The organism is Arthrobacter sp. Y3222053 (genome assembly GCF_059092805.1).
Window position 1 is genome coordinate 34,206 of sequence record NZ_JBNHIA010000001.1, and the last position, 20,641, is coordinate 54,846.

Sequence of the window (20,641 nt, forward strand, 5' to 3'; positions counted from 1 at the left end):
TGACCCTGCTCTCCGGGACCCGGAAGCGCACGGCCTCGCCGACGCCACCTCCCGCCATCTCTACCGCGCGGTGCAGGAGTGCCTCACGAATGCCCGCAAGCACGCCCCCGGCTCTCCCGTCAGCGTGGTGCTGGCCGGGCGGCCCGGCCGCGGAATCTCGGTAACGGTGAGCAACCCGCTCACCTCGCCTCCGGCCCACGCTTCCGGAGGCATGGGGCTGATCGGCCTGGCCGAGCGGGCACGACTGTCCGGCGGGTCCCTGGAGTCGGGGCCGGAGAACGGAAGCTACACGACAACGGTGCGGGTGCCGTGGTGAGCGGGCCGGTGCTGCGCGTCCTGGTCGTCGACGACGAGCCGCTGGTCCGCGCCGGGCTGCAGCTCATCCTCGGCGGGGCGCCGGACCTGACGGTCATCGGAGAGGCGGCAAACGGCGAAGCGGCGGTCCGGGTGGCCGCTGAACAGAAGCCCGACGTTGTCCTCATGGATATCCGCATGCCCGTCCTGGACGGTGTGGAAGCCACGTCGCGCATCAGGTCCGCCGCGGAGGCCCCGCGCGTCGTCGTCCTGACAGCCTTCGACACGGATGACTTCATCCTGGGCGCCCTTCGGGCCGGCGCCAGCGGATTCCTGCTCAAGGACGCCGCCCCGGAGGAAATGGTCTCAGCGGTCCGCGCGGCCGCGCGCGATGACCTGCGCTTCTCACCCGAGGTCCTGCGCCGCATCGTCGCCGTCGCCGCTGCAGGAGCCCTGCCGGCTGCTCCGGCCCGGGAGGATCGGCTGGCAGTGCTGACCGAGCGGGAGCGCGAGGTTGCCTACGCCGTCTCCCGCGGACTCACCAACACTGAAATCAGCAGCGAGCTGTTCCTGAGCATCGCCACTGTCAAAACGCACATCGCCGGCGCCTTTGCGAAGCTGGACGTGACGAACCGGGTGCAGCTGGCGGTCGCTGTCCTGGACGCAGGCGAGGCCGCGGTTCCGGGCCACGCCGGGCGCCCCGACGGCTAGTTCGGCGCCGCGTTCGGGCACGGTGGCCTGTGCGGCCGTAGGCCCGGCGCCACGGACACCCCGCTACAGCGGCGGCTCGATCTCCAGCGAGCTGTCCCAGGGCAGGGTCCAGCCCAGCCGGTCCAGCAGCGCGTCAAGGATCATCCCGGTGAACCCCCACACCAGCACCCCGTTCACGGTGAACGCCGGGGTGCGGTGGACCATCCGCCCGCGCCGGACGACGGCGGTGCGCCGGTTCGCGGGATCCAGCAGGTCCGCCACCGGGACCCGGAACACCTGTGCCGACTCCGCGTAGTCGACCACGTCCACCGCGGTGGGTTTCTCCCACCAGGCCAGCACCGGGGTCACCAGGAAGTTGCTCACCGGAAGGCCCATCTCGGGCAGCAGGCCCAGCACCCGCACACCGGCCGGATCCAGGCCGGTTTCCTCCTCCGCCTCGCGCAGCGCGGCGCCGGCGGACCCGTCGTCGCCCGGATCCACGCCGCCGCCGGGAAAGGCCACCTGCCCGGGATGGGAGTTCAGGGTCGCGGCACGCTCGACCAGCAGGACGTCGAGGTCAGCCGGCGCCGCCGAGCCGGAGAAATCGGCCGGGCGGTCGTCCAGGACGCCGAACAGGATCAGCACCGCCGCACGGCGCGCCCGCTCCGGGTCCACGCTGCGGCGCATCTGCTCCAGCGCCACGTCCAGGTCCGATCCGGAGCCCGGAGTCCAGTCCCGCGCGGCGGCGGCCAGCGCCTCAAGCTGTACGCGGGCGCTCATGCGTCGAGGCTGAAGCCGGCGGCCCGCAGCTGGGCCCGGGTCTCGGCGGCCATCATTCGTTGGTACAGGTCCTCGCGTCCGGGGGCCAGCTCGTACTTGAGCAGTTTCCGGGCCTTGTCGGGATCGGTCTCGCCTTCGCCGTAGGACGGGCACAGCTGCGCGACGGCGCACGCCCCGCATGCGGGTTTTCGGGCGTGGCAGACCCGCCGTCCATGGAAGACGACCCGGTGCGAGAGCATGGTCCAGTCCTTCGGCTCGAACAGCTCGGCGACGTCCTGCTCGATCTGCACCGGGTCCGTGGACTGCGTCCAGCCGAAGCGGCGCGAGAGCCGCCCGAAGTGGGTGTCGACGGTGATGCCGGGCACCCCGAAGGCGTTGCCCAGCACCACGTTCGCCGTCTTGCGGCCCACCCCGGGGAGGGTGACCAGGTCCTCGAGCCGGCCCGGCACCTCGCCGTCGTACTCGTCGACCAGCCGGTTGGCGAGGGCCAGGAGGTTCGTCGCCTTGGCCCGGAAGAACCCGGTGGGGCGGATCAGCTCCTGCAGCTCCACCTCGTCGGCCTCCGCCAGCGCCCGCGGGTCCGGATAGCGGGCGAACAGCGTGGGGGTGACCATGTTCACCCGCACATCGGTGGTCTGTGCGGAGAGCACGGTGGCCACCAGCAGCTCATAGGGGTTCGTGAAATCCAGCTCGGCCACGGCGTACGGGTACAGCTCGGCCAGCAGCCGGTTGATGCGGCGGGCCCGGCGCTTGCGCGCCAGTTCCGTTTCCTGTCCCCAGGCCTTTGCCACGCGGGTCTTCCTTTGTTCGGTCAGCGGCCGGGCCGCCGTTCTGTTCTCCGGCGCCTGGGGCAGCCCTGCCCCGGGGCCTTTAATTGTCGTCGCTGGACACGCGTTCGATGTTGCTCAGGTCCCGCAGGACGCCGATGCGGCCGGTGCGCTTGTCCTGGACCAGGAACTCATGCCCGCGGTCCTCCAGGCCCAGCTCCCAGTCTCCGGGGTAGAACATGAACAGCGGCAGCCCGGTGCGCTCGTCGACGATCTGCCGGGGCGTGCCCACGGCGAACCAGAACGCCTCGACCACAGGTTCGTTCTCGTCGCGGACCGCGCTGATCGATTCCGTGCGCGGATGGGCGGCGGCGTTCTCCACCACCGGGTTGGCGGTCGTGGCGGGCAGGGGTTCCTCGCGGCCGGCCTGGACCGTGGCGGCACCCTCGGTACGGCCGTCGGCGACGTCGCCGCCGCTCACTTCGGGGTGCCCGGCGCCGGCCGGCACTCCGGCTTCAGCCTCGCTGCGGCGGGTGTCCGCCGGTGCCGATCCGGCGCGGTCGGCGTCCGCGGGTGCGGATCCGCCGCGGTCGGACGTGGCCTGTGCCGCCGGTTCCGGTGCGGCTGCGGCGGTGTTCGACGCCGGCGCGGAGGCACCGGCCTGCTGCGGCGACTGGGTGCCGGACGGGTGGATGGCCTGTCCGGCTTCGGCGGCTCCGACGCCGGCCCCGGCCGCCGCGGCGGCACCGGCACCGGCGGCAGCGGCGGCGCCGTCGGCCGAACCGCGGCCCGCGGGCACGCCCTGGAATCCGGCTGCCGGAGCGCCCGTCCGCCCGGACGTCCGGGGGTCCGGGTGCCCGACGCCGGCGGGTGTCCCGGGCTGTCCGGGCTGTCCGGTGGCGGCAGGCGCCTTGGGCTTGCGGGCCAGCGGGGCGGCGTCACGCGCGACCCGATTCGCCGGAACCTCGGCGCGCCCGGCGAAGTCGGCCGAGAAACCCGGGATATGGGGGGCCAGCGTGGTCGCGGCGAAGAACACCAGCGCACCGAGCAGGCAGATGAACAGGGACGCGCTCAGGAAAACCGAGAACTGGACCAGGAAGTAGATCAGGCACAGCACGGCGCTGACCGAGGCAAACTGGTCCAGCGACAGGGAACCCACCCTGAGTTTGGTGCCCGGACTCAGCCGCCGGGCCGCGAAGAGCGCTCCCACGGCCAAGGGCACCAGGACGCCGATGCCCAGGAAGAACACCGATCCCGTGTTCCAGATGTTGGCTCCGAACAGTTCGCCGCGGCGGATCCCGAAGGGCACCAGGGAAGCGACCAGGATCACGAGCAGCGCTCCGAAGACCACCAGCTCCCGCAGGCTGAAGGGGCCGAGCACGGCAGTGCCGCCGGCCGCGCCGTCTTTCTGCTGAGGGGCCGCCGCGCGCGCGGCGGCGTCGTTCCTGCCTTCGTTCCCGACCTGGGGCTGGTTCATGCTGCTCTCCGTTCCGACCCTGCGATGACGCGGTTGAGTCCCTCAACAGCCTAATCAACGCAGGGAACACACACTAGCCGAGGCGGGGCACGGCGCGCGGGCCGGGGCGGGCCGGGCGGCTACCGCTCACCGCACGTTTACCCCCGCTGACGGCCCTGTGTGTGACCGCCACCACAGGTCGGCGATAGTGTGGAAGCCAAGCCGGTGGACGCCCAGGCGTCCGCCGCACGCATTGGACACGTCGAGAAAGGGCCAAAGATGTCTGTGAATCCCCCCGCCGGGCAGGAAGCCTCCACGAAGCGCCACGGTGACGCCCTCGAGAACCTCATGCATGAACGGCGCAGCTTTCCGCCCAGCCAGCAGTTCACCGAGAACGCCGTGGGCAAGGCCTCCCTCTATGAAGAGGCCGCTGCGGAAGGCCCCGAGTTCTGGGCACGGCAGGCCCGGGAGCTGCTGACCTGGGACGAGGATTTCAACCAGACCCTCGACTGGTCCGATGCCCCGTTCGCCAAGTGGTTCGTCGGCGGCAAGGTCAACGCCGCGTACAACGCCCTGGACCGCCATGTCGAAGCCGGCAACGGCGACCGGGTGGCCATTTACTTCGAAGGCGAGCCCGGCGACACCCGTACCTACACCTACGCGCAGCTGACCGAAGCCGTGAAGAGGGCCGCGAACGCCTTCGAGTCCCTGGGCGTGGCCAAGGGCGACCGGGTGGCCGTGTACCTGCCGATGATTCCCGAAGCGGTCATCACCATGCTGGCCTGCGCCCGGATCGGCGCCGTGCACTCGGTGGTCTTCGGCGGGTTCTCCGCGGAAGCGCTGCGCAGCCGCATCGACGACGCTGAGGCCAAGCTGGTGGTCACCGCCGACGGCAGCTACCGCCGCGGCAAGCCCAGCGCACTGAAGCCCGCCGTCGACGCGTCCCTGGCCAAGGACGGCCACAGTGTCGAGCACGTGCTGGTGGTGCGCCGCAACGAACAGCCGGTGGAGTGGACCGAGGGCCGCGACGTGTGGTGGCACGACGTCGTGGAGTCCGCGAGCGCCGAGCACACCGCCGTCGGCCACGACTCCGAGCACCCGCTGTTCATCCTGTACACCTCCGGCACCACCGGCAAACCCAAGGGCATCCTCCACACCACCGGCGGGTACCTGGCGCAGACCGCCTTCACGCACCGGAACACCTTCGACCTGCATCCCGAGACCGACGTCTACTGGTGCACCGCCGACATCGGCTGGGTGACGGGCCACAGCTACGTGGCCTACGCCCCGCTGGTCAACGGCGCCACCCAGCTGATCTACGAGGGCACCCCGGACACCCCGCACCAGGGCCGCTGGTGGGAGCTCGTGGAAAAGTACAAGGTCTCCATCCTGTACACGGCGCCGACGGCGATCCGCACCTGCATGAAGTGGGGCCGGGACATTCCGGGCAGGTTCGACCTGGATTCCCTGCGCGTGCTGGGCACCGTGGGCGAGCCGATCAACCCCGAAGCGTGGATGTGGTACCGGACGGTCATCGGCGCCAACGGCGGCAAGAAGGAGCATCCGGCGCCGATCGTGGACACCTGGTGGCAGACCGAGACCGGGGCGCACATGATCGCTCCGCTGCCCGGCGTCACGGCCACCAAGCCCGGCTCGGCGCAGGTTCCGGTGCCCGGGATCAGCGTGGACGTGGTCGACGAGATGGGCGAATCGGTGCCGGACGGCTCCGGCGGCTTCCTGGTCATCCGGGAGCCGTGGCCGTCCATGCTGCGCGGCATCTGGGGCGACCCGCAGCGCTTCAAGGACACCTACTGGTCCCGCTTTGACGGCATGTACTTCGCCGGCGACGGCGCGAAGAAGGACGAGGACGGCGACATCTGGCTGCTGGGCCGGGTGGACGACGTCATGAACGTCTCCGGGCACCGCCTGTCCACGACCGAGATCGAATCGGCGCTGGTGTCCCATCCGTCGGTGGCGGAGGCCGCCGTCGTCGGCGCCGCCGACGAGACCACCGGTGAGGCCGTGGTGGCGTTCGTGATCCTGCGCGGCAGCGCCAAGGAGGACCCGGACATCGTCACCACGCTGCGCAACCACGTCGGCAGCGAGATCGGCCCGATCGCCAAGCCTCGGAACATCCTGGTGGTCCCGGAGCTGCCCAAGACCCGCTCCGGGAAGATCATGCGCCGACTGCTCAAGGACGTCGCGGAGGGCCGCGAGGCCGGCGACGCGAGCACGCTGGCCGACAACACCGTGATGCAGCAGATCGCGGAGTCGCTGAAGAAGTAGAGCAAACGCACAAAAGGTGCGCGCCCCCGTCTGGGGACGCGCACCTTTTGCCGTGCAGGGTCAGCCGACGACGGCGTCGACCTCCACCTCGATGTTGCCGCGGGTCGCATTGGAGTAGGGGCACACCTCATGCGCGCGGGCGACCAGCTTGTCCGCGGTGCCCTGGTCCACTCCGGACATCTCGGCATGCAGGGCCACGGAGAGCTGGAAGCCCCCGCCGTCCACGGGGTGGATGCTCACCTCCGCGGTGATGGCGCTGTCGGCAATGTCCGCCTTGGCCTCGCGGGCGGCGAGCTTGAGGGCGGAGTGGAAACAGGCCGCATAGCCCAGGGCGAAGAGCTGCTCCGGGTTGGTGGCGCCGCCGGCGCCACCCATCTCCTTGGGCACGGCGAGGTCGACGGCGACCTGGCCGTCGCTGGTGCGGGCCTCGCCGTTGCGTCCGTCGCCGACGGCGGTTGCGACCGCGGTGTACAAAGCGCTCATGGGGTTCCTCCATTGTTCGGGGACAGTGTCAGGTGTAACCATCCTCCGGCCCGGCTATTCCCCGCCGCCCGCAGCCGCACCCCCGCCCGAGCGGTGCCCCGGCGGAAAGAATCGTTGCACGCGTCACACATGCTGGCGCCGCAGCGCCCCGCAGAGCAGAATCAGCTTTCGTGTCCATCTCCCCCGCCCCAGGTTCCTCCCCCGCTCCCGACGCCGCTTCGTCGGCACCTGCCGTCCCGGCGCCGGATGCCCGGACGGCCCGCAAGGTCGCCGCGGCCTCGTTCATCGGCACGGCCCTGGAGTCCTATGACTTCTACGTGTTCGGCACGGCTGCGGCACTGGTGCTCAACCGGATCTTCTTTCCCGACGTCGATCCGCTCACCGGCACCCTGCTGGCCTTCCTGAGCCTGGGCATGGGCTTCGTGGCGCGGCCGGTCGGGGCCGTGCTCTTCGGCCACATCGGTGACCGGATCGGGCGCAAGAAGGCGCTGATCTGGACCATCGTCCTGATGGGCACCGCCACCGGCCTTATCGGCCTGCTGCCGGACTACGGCGTCATCGGCGCCTGGGCTCCCGTGCTGCTGACGGTCCTGCGGCTCCTCCAGGGGCTGGCCGTCGGCGGAGAATGGGGAGGGGCGGTCCTCATCGCCACCGAATATGCGCCGCCGCGGCGCAGGGCCCTCTATGCGGCCATTCCGCAGATCGGCTCCCCCGTGGGCACCATCATGGTCAGCGGCACCTTCCTGGTTCTGGCCCTGGCCTCCCCGGAGGCCGTGGAGGCCGGGCTGTGGCGCATCCCGTTCCTGCTGGCCTTCCCGTTCATGGCCATCGCCATCTACCTGCGGGTCGCCATCGACGAGACACCGGTCTTCAAGCAGGTCGAGAACCGGCACCAGGTGGCCCGCATCCCGCTGCTGGACGTGCTGCGCAGCCAGCCGCTGGCCGTCCTGACCGCCGTCGCCGCGTCCCTGCTGGGCATCGGCTCCTACTTCCTCATGACCACCTACACGCAGTCCTACGGCGTGGAGGTCCTGGGCCTGTCGCAGAACACCGTGCTCAATGCCGCCCTGGTCGGCTCGGTCCTGCAGCTGGCCACCATCCCGGCCTTCGGCTGGCTGGCCACGCGGATCGGTTCAGCCCGCGTCGTGGCCGGAGGGGCCGTGGCCACGGCCCTGATCTCCTTCCCGCTGTACTACCTGATCAGCATCGCCGACCGCCCGCTGTACATCCTGACCATCCTCATCGGCGGCATCGCCCCCACGGCCGCCTGGGCGGCGCTCGGCGGGCTGATGGCCGACCTCTTCCCGGCCCGCACCAGCTTCACCGCCATGTCCCTGGCCTACAGCTTCGCCGGCATCGCCGCCGGCTTCACGCCCTCGGCCACTGCGCTGTTCGCCGACCTGACCGGCAGCGCCTGGTGGCACCCCGGCGTCGTCCTGGCCCTGATGAGCCTCATCACGCTGGCCGGCGCCGCAGGGGCCGCCCGGATGAGCCGCACCCGTTCCGTGACGCAGGAGGCTTCTGCGGCATAGTGGTAAGCATGAACGCTGCTGATTCCGCCCGTACCCTGCTCATCCTGAACGGCCCGAACCTGAACCTGCTCGGCACCCGGGAACCCGCCGTCTACGGCACCGACACCCTGGCGGACCTGGAGGCCACCGCCGAAGACGCGGCACGGGAACTGGGCTGGAACGTGGAGTGCTTCCAGTCCAACCATGAAGGCGCGCTGATCGAGGCCATCCACGCAGCCCGCGGGAAGGCCGCCGGCATCGTCATCAACCCCGCAGCCTACACGCACACCTCGGTGGCCATCCGCGACGCCCTGGCCGGAGTCGGGCTGCCGGTGGTCGAGGTGCACCTGAGCAACATCCACCGGCGCGAGGAATTCCGCCACCACTCCTACGTCTCCCCGGTGGCGGAGGCCGTCATCGCCGGCGCCGGCCGGCACGGCTACCGGATGGCGGTGCAGTTCCTGGCCTCGAAGCTGCAGGAAGCGGCCGCCGGCTAGGCACTCCGCCAGGCCTCCGGCCCAGTCCGGCCTCCGTCGCAGGCAGCCGACGCCCGGTCAGCGGCTGGTGCACTCCCCCGCGGACACGGGCTGGGCGTAGCCCGGCGCGGCCTGCACCAGCGGGGCGAGCTCCGCGGCCGAGAGTGCGTAGCCGATCGGCTGGTCGCCGGTGGTCTTCGCGAAGATGACCCCGACGGCGCGGCCCTCGGTATCCAGCAGCGGTCCGCCGGAATTGCCCTGCTGCACGTTGGCGGCGAGGGTGTAGACCTGCACCGGCTTGGGGTCGGCGCCGTAGATGTCACGGACGATGATGTCGGACAGCGCCTCCACGCCGGCGCCCTGGAGCCGGAACGGGCCGCCGGCCGGATAGCCGGCAAAGGCGGCGGTATCGCCGCGGGCGAGGTCGGTGCCGAGCGGAATGGGATCCGCCGACAATCCGTCCACGGCAAGCACCGCGAGGTCGCGGGCGGCATCGAAGTGGACCACCCGTGCCGGCAGCGCTCCGCCGGAAAGCAGCTGCACCACGGGTTCGTCGACCCCGGCCACCACATGCGCGTTGGTCACCACGCGTTCGTCGGACACCACAAACCCGCTGCCGGTCTGGTTCTGCCCGCATTGGAAGGCCGTGCCGGTGATCTTCAGGACGGAGGCTGAGGAGCTGCGCAGCCCCTCGGTGTCCGGGATGCCGGCCGGAACCTCCACCTGCTGCGGGGCGGCGCTGTCCAGGATGGTGGGCAGCCCGTCCGAGAGGGTGAACGAGCGCAGCTGCGCGGTCCACCGGTCCACCGGCTCGGGCGTGAGGCGGTCAATGGTGCCCAGCACGCGGGATGAGGCGATCTGCTGCGAGACCGCAGGCATGCCCAGGGTGGTCAGGCTGAAGGCCAGGATGGACATCACCAGGGCGGCAACGCCAAGGTTCAGCACCCCGCCGAGCGCACGGTCCAGGCCCCGCAGGGGGCGGAAGCTCAGCCAGCGGCGCAGCCCGGATCCCAGGGCTGCTCCGGCGGCGTGGCCGCCGATGACCAGCACCACGGCCACCGCGAGGACCACGACCATGCGCCAGGTCGGATCCGGCACCCAGGCCGAGACGAACGGCACCGCGAAGAACGCAGCCACTCCGCCGGCGAGGAACCCCAGCAGCCCGCCCAGCGTCACCATCAGGCCCTTGCGCAGCCCGGCCACCAGGTAGGAGAGCAGCAGCAGGAGCAGGATGATGTCAAGGACGGTCAGGTCGAGCACAAACAGCTCCAATGGGGGGTCTGCCGCGGCCGATCGGGTTCCGGCCGATGATCCACGAGTCTATCCCGGCCCTCCCCCGCTTCCGCAGCCGCCGGATCGGCCCGGCAGGGCTTCGCAGGGCCGCGCCACGGGCCCGGCCGGCCGCCGGAGGCTCGTCACTGCGCGGTTTTCTCATCCAATGGCGAACAAAGCCGGTGCAGGTGTGACATCGACCCCAGGTGCGGCAAGATAATAGAAGAGACAACTATTTACAGGAGATTTCATGGATATCGAGGTACTGCGCCGCGCGCCGTTGTTCGCCTCACTGGGAGACGATGTCTTCGCCGCTCTGACCGAGGAGCTGACCGAAGTCGACCTCTCCCGCGGGGCTTCGGTCTTCCGCGAGGGGGACCAGGGCGACCAGCTGTATTTCATCGTGTCCGGAAAGATCAAGCTGGGCCGCACCTCCCCCGACGGCCGGGAGAACCTGCTGGCCATCCTGGGCCCCGGTGAGCTCTTCGGCGAAATGGCCCTGTTCGACCCGAGCCCGCGCAACGCCACGGCGACGGCGGTCTCCGAGACCCGCCTGGCCGGGCTGCGTCACGAGAACCTGCGCCAGCTGCTGCAGTCCCGTCCCGAGGTGTCGGTGCAGCTGCTGCAGGCCCTGGCCCGCCGGCTCCGCCGCACCAACGAGTCCCTCGCGGACCTGGTGTTCTCCGACGTTCCCGGCCGCGTGGCCAAGGCCCTGCTGGACCTGGCTGACCGGTTCGGCCGCCCCGCCACCGACGGCATCCTTGTGGCACACGAACTCACGCAGGAGGAGCTGGCCCAGCTGGTCGGCGCCTCGCGCGAGACCGTGAACAAGGCCCTGGCCGAGTTCGTGCAGCGCGGCTGGCTGCGCCTGGAAGCACGCGCCGTCGTCATCCTTGACGTGCAGCGGCTGCGCCAGCGCTCGCGCTGATTTTTCCGACACCGATGTGAGATCCGGCCTTATGCGCCGGACGCGGTGACGGCGGCGGGCCCGGACTTCGGTCCGGGCCCGCCGCCGTTAACGATCCTGCTGCCGGCGAGGCGGTCCAGGGCTCCGGCAGGCTCAGCGTTCCCGGCGGCCTGCGTCCTCGCTGCGCGGGGTGCGGACCGCCAGCCTCAGCTCGCCGTCCACCTCCACCAGCTCGGGCCGGAACGGCTCCGGGGCCCGGCGCTTGGACAGATAGGCGATGCAGCTGCGCGAGGCGGCAATCTTCTCCAGCATCAGGCCTACGGCGGGCACGGTCAGCTCGCCCAGGGTGAGGCCCTGTGTATCGGGCCGCCCGATCTCATCGCCCAGCGCGGATGTGTCGGCCGCGGCGACCAGGTCGGCGGCCGCCACCCAGCGGCCCCAGACGCCCTTACCCTCCAGCAGCGACGCCTCCTGGCCCATGGGCGCGACCGCGGCGAAGTAGCGGGTCTCGAAGCGGCGCAGGGCGAAGTCCGGGCTCTGCCAGTAGGACAGCGGCCGCAGCAGGTCGGTGCGCAGGCCCAGGCCACGGCGGTTCAGCAGGTCCAGGAAGTTCGCGTCCCGGGAGGCGATGGCCGTGCGGGCGGCCATCCAGTCCGGCCCGCCGTTGCCTTCCAGCAGGGAGGAGCCGTCCCGGCCCGCCAGCAGGATGCCGGTTTCCTCGAACAGCTCGCGGATGGCGGCCACCACGTGGCGGCGTGCGGTGTGGTGGTCCTCCAGCCCCATGGTGCGCGCCCACTGGGCCGGTTCCGGCCCGAACCAGCCCACAGCGTCGTCGTCGCCCGGTTCAACACTTCCGCCGGGGAAGGCGACCCGCCCCAGCGGCGACTCACCGGGCCGGTAAGCCAGATAGGTCAGCGGCCCTTGCGGCGAGTCACGCACCAGGACCACGGACGAGGCCGGCCGCGGCCGGCGCGGCGCGCGGTCCGGGTCCTCGAGCCAGCTCTCGGCAGCTCCGCGCTGATCGGGCGCGACGGGAAAGAGCCGGACGGCTGAATTAGACAAACTCCGCGGTCACTTCCACTTCCACCGGCGCGTCCAGCGGCAGGACCGCGACGCCGACGGCGGAGCGGGCGTGCGCTCCGGCCTCGCCGAACACGCTGCCGAGCAGTTCGGACGCGCCGTTGATGACCGCGGGCTGGCCGGTAAAGGACGGATCGGAGGAGACGAATCCGGTGACCTTCACGATCCGGGTGATCCGGTCCAGGTCGCCGATCCGGTCCTTGATCGCGGCGAGGGCGTTGATCGCGCACAGGGCCGCGAGGTCCTTCGCCTGCTCCGGGGACACCGAAGCGCCCACCTTGCCGGTGGCCGGCAGGGCCCCGCCGACGAAGGGCAGCTGCCCGGAGGTAAACACATGGCTGCCGCTCACGACCGCGGGAACATAGGCGGCCACCGGTGCCGCCACGCCGGGCAGGGTGTGGCCCAGCTCCTGCAGGCGGGCCTCGACCGCGGACACGGCTCCCGTTAGTTCGCTCACGCGGCCTTTTCCCGCTTCATGTAGGCCACCGAGCCGGTGCCGTTGGGTGCCGGAGCGATCTGCACCAGCTCCCACCCCTCGTCACCGTGCATGTTCAGCACCTGGCCCGGAGTGTGAAGGGGCAGCGGAGTGATGAAGTATTCCCATTTGCTCATAGCTGACAGGGTAACGCGTGCTTGTAGACTGGGGCGCATGGCCTCACGCAAATCCCCGTTTTTCGACACGGCGACGACGCTCGGAAAGCTGGTTGCCTTCTTCGGTGTCAGCGCCCTGTGCGGCGTCCTTGCCGCCGGTCTCATGGTGCCCGTCGCGGCCGCTGCCGGCACCGCCGCCTCCGGTTCGCTGCAGTTCTTCGACCAGCTTCCGGCCGAACTGGAACGCGGGGCACTCGCCCAGCCGTCCAAGATCTACGCGAACGACGGCGCACTGATCGCCACCCTGTACGAGGAGAACCGCCAGCCGGTGACCCTGGACCAGGTGTCGGAAAACATGGTCGACGCCATCCTCGCGATCGAGGACGACCGGTTCTACGAGCACGGCGGCGTGGACCTGCAGGGCATCGCCTCGGCGCTGGTGTCCAACGCCACAAGCGACACCAGCCGCGGTGCCTCCACCATCACGATGCAGTACGTGAACAACGTGATCATCGATACCGCCCGGCAGAACGGTGAGGACTATGTCCTCAGCGGCAACAAGACCGTGGGCGACAAGCTGCGTGAGATCAAGCTTGCCATCGCCGTCGAGAAGGAGCTGAGCAAGGAGGAAATCCTTGAAGGCTACTTCAACATCGTGCCTTTCAGCGGCACCACGTACGGTGTGCAGGCAGCGGCCCGCTACTTCTACAACGTCGACGCCAAGGACCTGAACGTCCAGCAGTCGGCCATGCTGGCCGGCCTGGTGAACGGGCCCACCTACTACAGCCCGGAGGCCTACCCGGAGCGGGCCATCGAGCGACGGAACCTGGTGCTGGGCGCCATGCTGGACAAGGGCCGGATCGACCAGGCCGAATACGACGCCGCGGTCGCCTCCGATTTGGGGATCACCCCCACACCGGTGCCCAGCAACTGCGTGGGAGCGGCGCAGGCCCCCTACTTCTGCGACTATGTTCAGGCGCTGATCGAGAACGACGAGAACTTCGGCGCAACCCGCGAGGAGCGCCGGAAGCTGCTGCTGCGCGGCGGCCTGACGATCAACACCACCCTGAACTCCAACATCCAGGCGGCTGCCCAGGAGGCCATCAACGAGACCGCCAACCCGGACACCACCGACGGCGAGATCGGCCACGCCATGGTCTCCGTGGAACCGGGAACCGGCAACATCCTGATGATGGCGCAGAACACGCGCTACAACCCGGATACGAATGTCCAGGGCAACTCGGTGCAGAACTTCAACGTTGACGTCAACCAGAACGGTGACCCGAACAAGCCGCTGAACGGCTTGGGCGGTTTCCAGCCCGGCTCCACCTACAAGCCCTTCACCGTGGCGGCCTGGCTCGATGCGGGCAAGACCCTGAACACCTCGCTGGACGGACGCAAGCGGACCTACCCGCCGGGACACACGTGGAATGCCAGCTGCCTGCCGGGCGGCCGTTACGTCACGCCCGAGGCGTGGACGCCCATCAACTACGGCGACACCAACTACAAGACCACCACCGTGCTGGATGGCCTGGCGAACTCGCTGAACACCATCACGCTCGCCGAGATCAACCAGCTGGACCTCTGTTCCTTCCAGCAGCTGGCCTTCCAGGCGGGCATCCACAACGGCAAGGGCGCGGACGGTGAGCGGCAGATGCTGTCCGTGGATCCGCCGTCGACCTTCGGCGGCGGCGGTGACGCCTCGCCGCTGTCCATGGCCACCGGCTTCGCCACCCTGGCCGCCGAGGGCCTGAAGTGCGAGCCGCGTGCCCTGACCTCGGTCACGGCTGCCGACGGCCGGGAGTTCCCGGTGCCGGAGCAGCAGTGCGAGCAGGTCATGAAGAAGGAGGTCGCGCAGGGCGTCAACTACGCCACCCAGCGCGTGATGACCAACGGCTCCGGTTACAACCTGCAGATCGGCGTTCCGGTCGGAGGCAAGACCGGTACCAACGATGAGCGGTCCCAGACCTGGTTCATGGGGTACACGACCGGCATGTCGACCGCTTCCTGGATCGGTAACTGGAAGGCCAACAACACCACCATGAGCGACAAGCTCATCGGCGGCCGGGTCTACCCCGAGATCGACGGCTCGCTGATCGCCGGGCCGTCCTGGAAGAACTTCATGCAGCGCATCCCGGGTCAGTATGAGGCCAACGCCTTCACCAACCCTCCGGGCAGCGTCATCGGCCAGGTGGCCCAGCCCCGCCCCGCGCCCAACAACAACAATGACAACAACAACGGCGGGGGCGGAAACAACAACAACGGCGGTGGCAACAACAACGGCGGCGGGAACAACGACGGCGGCGGAAACGGCGGCGGCGGGAACAACGACGGCGGAGACGGCGGAGACGATTGAGTTTGACGGCTGAGGCCACCCGTTCCGCCCTTCGTTCCACCACCCGTACCGCCGCCTGGACCGCCGGCAGCCTGCTCGGCGCAGGCGCGGCCGCCTTTGCCTACGGTTCGCTGGTAGAGCGCAACCTGTTCGGCGTCCGGTCGGAAACCGTTGCCGTGCTTCCTCCGGACGCCGCGCCGCTGCGGGTGCTCCATCTCTCGGACATCCACTTCGTGCCCGGCCAGGCGGCGAAGGTCCGCTGGCTGCAGTCGCTGGCGGACCTTGAGCCGGACCTCGTGGTCAACACCGGTGACAACCTGAGCCATCTGGAGGCGGTCCCGCCGCTGCTCGAGGCCCTGGAACCGCTGATGCGGTTCCCCGGCGTGTTCGTCCCCGGTTCCAACGACTACTACGCGCCCATGCTGAAGAACCCGTTCACCTACTTCACGGGTCCGTCCAAGGTGCAGCGCCAGCCGAAGGACCTGCCCTGGGAGGACCTGTTCCTGGCCTTCGGGCGGGCCGGCTGGCTGGACCTGACCAACCGCAGCCTGTCGATGGTGCTGGGCAAGACCAGGGTGGACTTCTCCGGCGTCGACGACCCGCATCTGTCCAGGGACAGGCATGTCGGCTTCCCGGCCGGGAGCTCGACGTCGGGCCGCTCCCGGCACCTGCGTGTGGGCGTGGCGCACGCCCCCTACCAGCGGGTCCTTGACCGTTTCGCCGACGACGGCGCGGACCTGATCCTGGCCGGGCACACGCACGGCGGCCAGGTCTGCATCCCCGGTTACGGAGCCCTGGTGAGCAACTGTGACCTGCCGACCTGGCGGGCCAGCGGCCTGACCATGTGGGAGCACCGCGGCCGGGAGGTGCCGTTGAACGTTTCGGCCGGCATCGGCACTTCCCGCTTCGCGCCGGTCCGGTTCGCCTGCCGCCCCGAGGCCGTGCTGCTGACTCTGGAGCCCCGCAGCGGTGAGGCCGCCGCTTCCTGACCCTCTTCGCAGCGGGATGCCCGCGGTGGGCCGGTGCGCAGGTTCCGCCGGCGAAGCAGTCTCGGACGATGCCAAAAAGTGCCCGGGCCCGCCGCTGACGCCAGGAAGTGGCCTAGGATGATCCGGTACCTGCTGCACCCGGAGCGTGCGGCGCCTTGCAATGAAGGGGTTTCATGCCCGCGCAGACGACTTTGTGGCAATCGCTTGGACGTCTGTACCCGCACCTCAAACCGATCCTGTCCCGCCTGCTGTTAGGCCTGCTCTGCGCTCTGGGGGCCAGCCTGATGGCGCTGGCCATCCCACAGGTGCTGCGGGTGCTCATCAACTCCTACCTTGAGCCGGGCGGCAGCGTGCCCGCCCTGTGGACCGCGGCCGGAATCGTCCTGCTGCTCGGCGTCCTGGAGGCCGCGTTCGTCGCCATGCGCCGCCATCTGGTGATCGCCCCGGCGGCGACGGTGGAGAACCGGATGCGCCGGGGGTTCTACCGCCACCTGCAGGACCTCTCGGTCGAGTTCCATGACCGGTGGGGCAGCGGCCAGCTGCTGTCCCGCTCCATGAGCGACCTGAACCTGCTGCGCCGCTGGATGGCCTTCGGGGCCATCATGCTGGTCGTGACCTCGCTGACGGTCCTCATCGGTGTCACGGTCATGTTCTTCACCAGCTGGCAGCTGGCCCTGGTGTTCCTCGCCGCTGCGGTGCCGATCATCTTCTACGGCTTCCGTTTCCGCCGCTTCTACGGCCGGGTCACCCGGCGCAGCCAGGACCAGGCCGGTGACCTCGCCACCACCGTCGAGGAATCCGTGCACGGGATCCGGGTGCTGAAGGCCTTCGGGCGCAGCCGTGAGGCGCTGGACGGGTTCGAGGAACAGGCCCAGGAACTGCGGGAGACCGAAATCGTGCGGGCCGGTTCGCTGGCCCGGTTCTCGCTGGTCGTCACGCTGCTTCCGGAGGCGGCCCTCGCCGTCGGGCTGGTCCTCGGCATCTTCCTGGCGGCCGACGGCGCGCTGAGCATCGGCGGCCTGGTCGCCTTCTTCGCCACCGCTTCGGTGGTGGCCGGCCCGGTCGAATCGATCGGCATGCTGCTGTCCATGACGCTGACGGCGAAGACCGCGATCGACCGGCACTACGAAGTCATGGATACGCGCAGGACCGTCACCGATCCCGAGCACCCGGCCGACCCGGACGCCGTGCGCGGCGAACTGGCGTTCGACCAGGTGCACTTCGCCTATCCGGACGCGGAGGCAGGGAAGAGCGGCGACCGTCGTAACCTGCTCGACGGCGTCAACCTCACCCTGCGGGCCGGAGAGACGATGGCGCTGGTCGGGGTCACCGGCAGCGGCAAGTCGACGCTCCTGCAGCTGGTGCCCCGGCTCTACGACGTCACCGGCGGCGCCGTCCGGATCGACGGCATCGATGTGCGCCGCCTGCGCCTGGCCGACCTGCGCCGGATCACCGCCGTCGCCTTTGAGGACACGACCCTGTTCTCCAGCTCCGTGCGGGAGAACGTGCTGCTCGGAGCCGACCCGGCGGACGCGGCGGACGGTGACCGGCTCCTCGCCGAGGCGCTCGACGTCGCGCAGGCCGGGTTCGCCTACTCCCTGCCGGACGGGGTGGACACGCTCATCGGTGAGGAGGGGCTGAGCCTCTCCGGCGGGCAGCGCCAGCGCATCGCCCTGGCCCGTGCCATCGCCGCCCGGCCCAAAGTCCTGGTGCTGGATGATCCCCTCTCGGCGTTGGACGTGCAGACCGAAGAGCTGGTGGAGACCCGGCTGCGGGAAGTGCTGGCCGACACCACCACCCTGGTCGTGGCGCACCGGCCTTCCACCGTGGCGCTGGCGGACCGGGTCGCCCTGCTGGAGGACGGGCGGATCACCGCCGTCGGAACGCACGCCGAGCTGCTGTCCTCCAGTGCCCACTACCGCTATGTGATCGCCAGCCTGCCCGAGGAACCGGCGGATCTCGACACCGCCCTGGCCGACGCGGAGCAGGACGGGGCGAGCCTGTGAGCCGCGTACGCTTCCGGCCGGCCCGCCCCTCCGCTCCGGCCGCGCCCATGGGCACCGCCGGGGAGGACGCCGTCGAGCTCAGCCGGGGGCAGAACCGGGCCGTCCGGCGTCGGTCGCTGGCCTTGCTCGGCTCGCTGCTGCGCCCGCGGCGTGCCCGGTTCCTGCTCACCATCACCCTGGTGGTGCTGTCCCAGGCGGCGCGGGTGGCCGGCCCGGCCATCATTGCGTTCGGCATCGACCACGCCCTGCCTGCGTTGCAGGCCGGCGCCCGGCTGCCCCTGCTCGGGGCAGGCGCCGCATATCTGACCGCCGCCGTCCTGGCCGGGGTCCTGACCGCCGGTTACGTGGCTGCCACGGCGGCACTCAGCCAGGCGATGCTGCTGGACCTCCGGCTGCGGGTGTTCCGGCACACGCAGCGGCTGAGCCTCGAGTTCCACGAGAAGTACACGTCGGGGCGCATCATTTCCCGGCAGACCTCGGACCTGGAGGCGCTGCGGGAGCTGCTCGATTCCGGCATCAGCTCCCTCGCCTCCGGCGCCATGTACATGCTCTTCACGGCAGTGAGCATCTTCCTGCTGGACTGGCAGACCGGCCTGCTGCTGCTGGCCGCGTTCGTGCCCATGTACCTGCTCACCCGCTGGTACCAGAAGCGTTCCGCCATCGCCTATCGGGGCCAGCGGGTGGCCAGCGCGGCATTGATCGTGCACTTCATCGAGACCATGACCGGCATCCGCGCCGTGAAGGCCTTCCGGCGGGAGCGCGCCAACGCCGAGCGCAACGACGAGCTGACCGAGGACTACCGGATGGCAACCATGCGCTCGATCAACCTCAACGGCGTCTTCCAGCCCGGCCTGGTGCTGATCGGCAACGTGATGGTCGCCGTCGTCCTGCTGGCGGGCGGCTTCCGGGTGCTCGACGGCGGGCTGGAGGTGGGCGCGCTGCTGGCCCTGCTGCTGTACTCCAAGCGGTTCTTCCAGCCGGTGGACCAGATGGCGATGTTCTACAACTCCTTCCAGTCTGCCTCCGCGGCGCTGGAGAAGGTCTCCGGGCTGCTGGAGGAGGTGCCCACCGTGCGGCCGCCGAAACACCCCGTGCAGCTGCCGCACGCCGCGGGAGAGGTCCGGTTCGACGGCGTCGAATTCCGCTACGGGGACGGACCGGTGGTGCTGCCCCGCATGGACCTGCACGTGCCGGCCGGCCAGACCGTGGCGCTGGTCGGCGCCACCGGGGCCGGCAAGTCCACCCTCGCCAAGCTGATCGCCCGGTTCTACGACCCCTCCGAAGGAGCCGTGCAGCTGGACGGCGTGGACCTGCGCAGCCTCTCCCAGCGGGACCTGCGGCGCGCCGTCGTCATGGTCACCCAGGAGGCGTTCCTCTTCTCCGGTTCGGTGGCGGAGAACATCGCGCTCGGCCGTCCCGACGCCACCCGGGAGGAGATCGTGCGGGCGGCGCAGGCGGTGGGCGCGCACGAGTTCATCGAGGCGCTCCCGCAGGGCTACGACACCGATGTCAACAAGCGCGGCGGACGCGTCTCCGCCGGCCAGCGGCAGCTGATCAGCTTCGCCCGTGCCTTCCTGGCCGATCCGGTGGTGCTGATCCTCGACGAGGCCACCAGTTCGCTGGACATCCCCAGCGAACGGCAGGTGCAGCAGGGCCTGCAGACCCTGCTCGGCAACCGCACCGCACTGATCATCGCGCACCGCCTGTCCACCGTGGAGATCGCGGACCGGGTGCTGGTGCTCGACGGCGGCCGGGTGGTGGAGGACGGAACGCCGGCGGACCTGATCCGCGGCGAGGGCCGGTACGCCGCCCTCCAGGCCGCCTGGCAGGACTCCCTGGTCTAGGCGGAGCCGGGCAGGCCCGAACCGGACCGCGCCGTACCGCGCTGTGACGCAGGGCACCTCGTTCGGTTTCGCGTTCGGCAGCAGCATCGGCTATATTTGTAAAGTTGCTTCGGCGGGCCGACAAGGCGCGGGAGGCAACTGCCACGGGGTGTGGCGCAGCTTGGTAGCGCGCGTCGTTCGGGACGACGAGGTCGCAGGTTCAAATCCTGTCACCCCGACCAGGATCAAGGATCCGCTGGAAACAGCGGGTCCTTTCTTGTTTCCCCAGCCACCCCCCCTGACAGCTGTTTCCCGGCAAATGCGCTAGGGTGCCGGCATGCCCACCATCATCTCCGCGCCGGGCGATCTCGTCGTCGCCACCGTCGACGGAATCGACGTCCGTTTCGGCGCCCTGAACATTGGTGAGCTGCCGCCCGGCCTGGAGCGGTACGGTCCGGGACTGACCGTGAGCCTGTACGGGGTGCGGGGGCCGGAAACGATGCGACGGGACAACGCCTTCATGAAGGCCCTGTACGCCTGGGCCGAGACCCGCCACGATTCCGCTTCCGAGACCAGGGACCCGCCGCAGATGCCCGGAGCAGCGGTGCTTGGCCGCCTGAAGGCGCAGATTACCGACGACGTCGGCACCCGGTACCGATGGGTCGGCAGTCGGGCGGCGGGAACCGGGACCGACTGGGAGGGCAGCTCGTCCTTTATCCCCGAGCCGCCGCCCGGCGCCGCCGCCCTGGTCCTGGCCTTCACCCTGGACGGCACACCGACCGGACGGGAGATCAGGATGCGGCTCAGCGAAGGCTGAGCCTTCCGGTTCCGTTCCCCGGCTGCAGGCTGCCGCCGCCCCCCTGCTTGTTAACGGTTCCCGGTGTTGACGGGCCCG

18 protein-coding genes and 1 tRNA gene are annotated in these 20,641 nt (G+C 70.1%); 11 read left to right on the forward strand and 8 right to left on the reverse strand.

The annotated features are described in order from the left end of the window. The first annotated feature begins 312 nt into the window (after positions 1–312). Positions 313–1,005, forward strand: a complete 693-nt coding sequence (locus AC5RUW_RS00165) for a response regulator transcription factor (RefSeq protein WP_494158820.1) — start codon at positions 313–315, stop codon at positions 1,003–1,005. A gap of 63 nt (positions 1,006–1,068) precedes the next feature. Here AC5RUW_RS00165 and AC5RUW_RS00170 read toward each other — a convergent pair whose 3' ends face one another. From AC5RUW_RS00170 to AC5RUW_RS00180, 3 genes are all read right to left on the reverse strand, one after another. Then, the gene (locus AC5RUW_RS00170) at positions 1,069–1,764 is read right to left on the reverse strand and encodes an NUDIX hydrolase (protein WP_494158821.1); all 696 of its coding nucleotides are present in this window, start codon (positions 1,762–1,764) and stop codon (positions 1,069–1,071) included. Beyond that, a complete protein-coding gene (gene nth, locus AC5RUW_RS00175) occupies positions 1,761–2,555 on the reverse strand; it encodes an endonuclease III (RefSeq protein WP_494158822.1) in 795 nt (264 codons plus the stop codon). The genes AC5RUW_RS00170 and nth overlap by 4 nt, the downstream gene beginning before the upstream one ends. Positions 2,556–2,634: 79 nt before the next feature. Next, positions 2,635–4,008 (reverse strand): hypothetical protein, encoded by a 1,374-nt coding sequence (locus AC5RUW_RS00180; protein WP_494158823.1) that lies wholly within the window; start codon positions 4,006–4,008, stop codon positions 2,635–2,637. 258 nt (positions 4,009–4,266) lie between these two features. Between AC5RUW_RS00180 and acs the strand changes: the two genes are divergently transcribed. After that, positions 4,267–6,273: an acetate--CoA ligase gene (acs, locus tag AC5RUW_RS00185; RefSeq protein ID WP_494158824.1), complete on the forward strand. Its 2,007-nt coding sequence runs from the start codon at positions 4,267–4,269 to the stop codon at positions 6,271–6,273. A 60-nt stretch (positions 6,274–6,333) separates the two neighbouring features. Here acs and AC5RUW_RS00190 read toward each other — a convergent pair whose 3' ends face one another. Further along, positions 6,334–6,756, reverse strand: coding sequence for an organic hydroperoxide resistance protein (locus AC5RUW_RS00190; protein ID WP_494005815.1), 423 nt, complete (start codon positions 6,754–6,756; stop codon positions 6,334–6,336). A 170-nt stretch (positions 6,757–6,926) separates the two neighbouring features. On the opposite strand from AC5RUW_RS00190, the gene AC5RUW_RS00195 reads away from it, so the two are divergent. After that, a complete protein-coding gene (locus AC5RUW_RS00195) occupies positions 6,927–8,288 on the forward strand; it encodes an MFS transporter (protein WP_494158825.1) in 1,362 nt (453 codons plus the stop codon). 8 nt (positions 8,289–8,296) lie between these two features. Then, a complete protein-coding gene (gene aroQ, locus AC5RUW_RS00200; protein WP_494158826.1) occupies positions 8,297–8,764 on the forward strand; it encodes a type II 3-dehydroquinate dehydratase in 468 nt (155 codons plus the stop codon). 57 nt (positions 8,765–8,821) lie between these two features. Here the strand turns inward: aroQ and AC5RUW_RS00205 are convergent, their stop codons facing one another. After that, a complete protein-coding gene (locus tag AC5RUW_RS00205; RefSeq protein WP_494158827.1) occupies positions 8,822–10,003 on the reverse strand; it encodes a MarP family serine protease in 1,182 nt (393 codons plus the stop codon). 262 nt (positions 10,004–10,265) lie between these two features. Here AC5RUW_RS00205 and AC5RUW_RS00210 point away from each other — a divergent pair, with 262 nt between their 5' ends. Further along, positions 10,266–10,943, forward strand: coding sequence for a Crp/Fnr family transcriptional regulator (locus AC5RUW_RS00210; RefSeq protein WP_494005819.1), 678 nt, complete (start codon positions 10,266–10,268; stop codon positions 10,941–10,943). Between the two features lie 132 nt (positions 10,944–11,075). On the opposite strand, the gene AC5RUW_RS00215 is transcribed toward AC5RUW_RS00210, so the two are convergent. The 3 genes from AC5RUW_RS00215 to sp36 are packed head-to-tail and all read right to left on the reverse strand — an operon-like array spanning position 11,076 to position 12,614. Continuing rightward, the gene (locus AC5RUW_RS00215) at positions 11,076–11,984 is read right to left on the reverse strand and encodes an NUDIX hydrolase (protein ID WP_494158828.1); all 909 of its coding nucleotides are present in this window, start codon (positions 11,982–11,984) and stop codon (positions 11,076–11,078) included. Then, the gene (locus tag AC5RUW_RS00220; protein ID WP_494158829.1) at positions 11,977–12,459 is read right to left on the reverse strand and encodes a RidA family protein; all 483 of its coding nucleotides are present in this window, start codon (positions 12,457–12,459) and stop codon (positions 11,977–11,979) included. Before AC5RUW_RS00220 ends, AC5RUW_RS00215 begins: the two co-directional genes overlap by 8 nt. After that, positions 12,456–12,614: a Sp36 family protein gene (gene sp36 / locus AC5RUW_RS00225; RefSeq protein ID WP_494158830.1), complete on the reverse strand. Its 159-nt coding sequence runs from the start codon at positions 12,612–12,614 to the stop codon at positions 12,456–12,458. Before sp36 ends, AC5RUW_RS00220 begins: the two co-directional genes overlap by 4 nt. A 37-nt stretch (positions 12,615–12,651) precedes the next feature. Between sp36 and AC5RUW_RS00230 the strand changes: the two genes are divergently transcribed. The 6 genes from AC5RUW_RS00230 (at position 12,652) to AC5RUW_RS00255 (ending at position 20,563) form a co-directional block, all read left to right on the forward strand. Next, the gene (locus tag AC5RUW_RS00230) at positions 12,652–14,949 is read left to right on the forward strand and encodes a transglycosylase domain-containing protein (protein ID WP_494158831.1); all 2,298 of its coding nucleotides are present in this window, start codon (positions 12,652–12,654) and stop codon (positions 14,947–14,949) included. Positions 14,950–14,951: 2 nt separating this feature from the next. After that, on the forward strand, positions 14,952–15,917 hold the full coding sequence (locus AC5RUW_RS00235; RefSeq protein ID WP_494159535.1) for a metallophosphoesterase: 966 nt from the start codon (positions 14,952–14,954) through the stop codon (positions 15,915–15,917). A gap of 173 nt (positions 15,918–16,090) precedes the next feature. Then, on the forward strand, positions 16,091–17,923 hold the full coding sequence (locus AC5RUW_RS00240; protein WP_494158832.1) for an ABC transporter ATP-binding protein: 1,833 nt from the start codon (positions 16,091–16,093) through the stop codon (positions 17,921–17,923). 47 nt (positions 17,924–17,970) lie between these two features. Further along, positions 17,971–19,767 carry an ABC transporter ATP-binding protein gene (locus tag AC5RUW_RS00245; RefSeq protein WP_494159536.1) on the forward strand — a complete coding sequence of 599 codons (1,797 nt, stop codon included), beginning with the start codon at positions 17,971–17,973 and terminating at the stop codon, positions 19,765–19,767. A gap of 144 nt (positions 19,768–19,911) precedes the next feature. Next, positions 19,912–19,988: transfer RNA gene (locus AC5RUW_RS00250), tRNA-Pro, on the forward strand. Between the two features lie 95 nt (positions 19,989–20,083). Further along, positions 20,084–20,563 carry a hypothetical protein gene (locus tag AC5RUW_RS00255; protein WP_494158833.1) on the forward strand — a complete coding sequence of 160 codons (480 nt, stop codon included), beginning with the start codon at positions 20,084–20,086 and terminating at the stop codon, positions 20,561–20,563. The last annotated feature ends 78 nt before the right edge of the window (positions 20,564–20,641 follow it).